Here is a 3,118-nt window from a genome sequence, read left to right as displayed (position 1 = left end):
GAGGACGAGGCCATCGCCGCAGCCAACGCCACCGAGTTCGGCCTGGCCGCTTCGGTGTGGACCAAGGACGTCCACCGTGCTCACCGGGTGGCCGCCAAGCTGCGGGCCGGCACGGTGTGGGTGAACGCGTATCGCGTTGTCGCACCACATGTTCCGTTCGGCGGAGTCGGCTACAGCGGCATCGGCCGGGAGAACGGCATCGACGCCGTGAAGGACTTCACCGAGACCAAGGCGGTGTGGGTGGAGCTGTCCGGGGACACCCGCGACCCGTTCACGCTCGGCTGACCTCAATCCAAATCGACAAGGGGAATACACATGACGCTCGACCTCGCGGCCGCCGACAAGGTGCTGGCTGGACTGCGGCCATTTCCGGTGGCAGTCACCACGATTGACGGCGGTTTCGCTAATGGCCTGATGTCGCTGTCGGCGGGCTCGGCAAGTATCGTGCCGGAACTGCCCCGCGCGACCGTCAGCCTGACCAAGTACAACAAGACCCACGACATGCTGGTCAACTCCGGCATCTTCGTGATGCACATGCTGTCGGCCGGCCCGGACGAGATCGACAAGTCGATGGAGATCCTGATGACGCTCGGCGGCAGTTCGGGCCGCGATGGTGACAAGATCTCGACGTTGCGCACCAAGCCGGGCGTCACCGGCGCGCCGGTCCTGCTCGACTCACACAGCTACGTGGAGTGCCGCATCACCGGGTCGCTCGACAACGACGAGAACACCATCTTCGTCGGTGACGTGGTCGCCGCGGAGGTGTTCAGCTCTGAGCCGCGGCTGCGGATCGGTGAGGCGTGGGGCAAGCTGCCGCACGAGTGGATCGAGCAATACGAGGCCAACCACGAGCCGCAGCTGCAGAGTGCGCGCGACCTGCGGGCGGCCGCAGCGGCGCGGGTCTGATGGCTGAAGGGCCTTCTGGCGCATGGCAGCTGCCGGAAGAATTGGTGATGCTGCGCGATACGGTGCGGCGGTTCATGGATGCGCAGGTGCATCCGCTCGAGGAGAAGCTGGATCACGATACGGTCGGGCTTCCCCGCGAACAGCTCGTCGAATTGCAGGCCAAAGCCAGGGAGCTCGGACTGTGGTCGCTGCAGACTCCCGAGGAGTTCGGCGGCGCCGGTCTCAGTGTCCTCGGCCAAGTCGTAGTCGCCGAAGAAGCCGCGAAATGCCGCATGGGAGCCTTCTTTCCGGCCCTCGGTGCGTTCGGTGGCAACCCACCCAACATCATGTTCAAGGCGTCACCCGAGCAGTTCGAGAAGTACGCCAGACCCGTCATCGACGGCGCCATGTCCAAGGCGTACACCGCGATCACCGAGGCCTCCGGCGGATCGGACCCGGCGCGCGCGATCAAGCTCAGGGCGATGCGTGACGGCGGCTGCTATGTGCTCAACGGTTCCAAGATGTGGATTTCGCACGCCCCGGATGCCGACTGGGGGGTGGTATACGCCCGCACCGGCGAAGGTCGACAAGGCATCTCGGTATTCATCCTCGAAAAGGGCACCCCAGGCGTCACGTTCAGCCGTATTCCCGTGATGGCGTCCTTCGCGCCCTACGAACTGCACTTCGACAATGTACGGCTCTCGGCTGGGCAACTGATCGGCGCTGAGGGACAGGGCTTTTCGTTGGCCAGCGAGTTCCTGGTGTACGGCCGCATCGTGTATGCGGCCGGGCCGATCGGCATCGCGCAGAGCGCGCTGGACACGACCTGCCAGTGGGCCAGGGACCGGGACGTGTTCGGGGGCAAGCTGGCTGACAAGCAGGGCGTCCAGTGGATGCTGGTGGACAGTGAGGTGGACCTACGCGCCGCGCGGCTATTGATGTACCAAGCCGCGTGGAACGCCGACCTTGGACGCGACGTCCGGGTGGACGCGTCTGTTGCGAAAATGTTCGGAACCGAAGCCGCCTACCGAGTTCTGGACCGATGCATCCAAATTCACGGCGCGCTCGGAATCTCCACCGAACTGCCACTGGAGCGATGGTTCCGCGACCTACGGGTCAAGCGACTCGGCGAAGGCGCCACGGAAGTGCAGCGCGAGATCATCGCCCGATCGCTGGTGCGGTAGTAGGCCCGGAGATAGGAGCAGAGTGCGTCACAACCTGATGTTTCCGATGCGCGCCGTCAAGCACTGGGGCCGGTGGTGCGAGGGTGCAGGCATCGGCGACGTAGCACGACTGGTGGAAGAGGCCGGCTTCGACGGCTTTTCGATGTCTGAACACCCATTTCCCGACCGGGAGTGGTTGGCCCACGGTGGCCACCACGCTTTCGACCCGTTCGTGTCACTGAGCTTCGCGGCGGCGGCCACCACCCGCATCCGGTTGATGACCTACATCCTGGTATCGGGTTATCGCAACCCGTATCTGACGGCCAAAGCGGCCGCAAGTTTCGACCTGCTCTCCGGCGGTCGGTTCACGTTAGGCACCGGGGCCGGCTACCTGAAGACCGAGTTCGAAGCGCTGGGAGCCGATTTCGACCAGCGTGGCGCGCTGCTCGACGAGGCGATCGCGGCGTGGAAGGCCTCCTGGAAGGGCGTCGACCACGACGGGTCGGAGTTCGGGGTCAGTGGTCACATCGCGCTGCCACCGCCGGTTACCACGGGCGGTCCGCCGATCTGGATCGGCGGGAACGGCGCGGCCGCGCAACGCCGTGTCGTGGAGGTTGCCGACGGCTGGATGCCGATGGCGGCGTCGGGCGAAATGGCCGCGATCACCCGCGCCCGTCCACTCGAAGACATCGACACGCTTGCCGAGTGGATCGCAAAGGTGAACAAGCGACGGGCGGAGGCGGGCCGCGGCGCTGCCGACATCGCCTTCGTTCCGTTCGAAGCCGACCTGCTCGCCAGCGGCGACTGTGAGAAATTTTGCGCCGCAGTACAACCACGGCTGGACGCTTACGCCCAGTCGGGCGTCACATGGATCACCGTCGAGCCGGCCAGCAGGAGCTTCACCGACTTCCGTACCGACATCGATATGCTGACCTCCCAGTTGATCGACCGATGAAGGGCTCCAGCATGGCGCTGCCCGATCTCGTGCTCGTCCACGGCGGCGAGCACGCCGGCGACTGCTGGGATCTCGTCGTCGCCGAATTGCGGAGTGCGGAGCCGGAATTGCGCAC

4 protein-coding genes and 1 pseudogene are annotated in these 3,118 nt (G+C 65.4%); all 5 read left to right on the top strand.

What is annotated here, in order from left to right:
• Positions 1-285: aldehyde dehydrogenase family protein (locus tag VGH54_RS13430; RefSeq protein WP_331512503.1), on the top strand; the 285-nt coding region annotated here is incomplete at its 5' end.
• A 30-nt stretch (positions 286-315) separates the two neighbouring features.
• The gene (locus tag VGH54_RS13425; protein ID WP_331512502.1) at positions 316-906 is read left to right on the top strand and encodes a flavin reductase family protein; all 591 of its coding nucleotides are present in this window, start codon (positions 316-318) and stop codon (positions 904-906) included.
• Positions 906-2,069 (top strand): acyl-CoA dehydrogenase family protein, encoded by a 1,164-nt coding sequence (locus VGH54_RS13420; protein WP_331512501.1) that lies wholly within the window; start codon positions 906-908, stop codon positions 2,067-2,069. The genes VGH54_RS13425 and VGH54_RS13420 overlap by 1 nt, the downstream gene beginning before the upstream one ends.
• 37 nt (positions 2,070-2,106) lie before the next feature.
• Complete coding sequence (locus tag VGH54_RS13415; RefSeq protein WP_331512505.1) at positions 2,107-3,003, top strand: LLM class F420-dependent oxidoreductase; 897 nt, start codon at positions 2,107-2,109, stop codon at positions 3,001-3,003.
• 11 nt (positions 3,004-3,014) lie between these two features.
• A pseudogene (locus tag VGH54_RS13410) lies at positions 3,015-3,118 on the top strand (alpha/beta hydrolase); the annotation flags it as partial.

Source organism: Mycobacterium sp. (assembly GCF_036488105.1).
Taxonomy (GTDB): domain Bacteria; phylum Actinomycetota; class Actinomycetes; order Mycobacteriales; family Mycobacteriaceae; genus Mycobacterium.
The sequence above is the reverse complement of the archived record's forward strand: the minus strand, read 5'-3'. Positions and strand labels throughout refer to the sequence as shown.

Excerpts from the sequence above, each read along its gene's own strand:
- VGH54_RS13425 (WP_331512502.1), top strand. The coding sequence starts at position 316 with ATGACGCTCGACCTCGCGGCCGCCGACAAGGTGCTGGCTGGACTGCGG.
- VGH54_RS13420 (WP_331512501.1), top strand. The coding sequence starts at position 906 with ATGGCTGAAGGGCCTTCTGGCGCATGGCAGCTGCCGGAAGAATTGGTG.
- VGH54_RS13415 (WP_331512505.1), top strand. The coding sequence starts at position 2,107 with ATGTTTCCGATGCGCGCCGTCAAGCACTGGGGCCGGTGGTGCGAGGGT.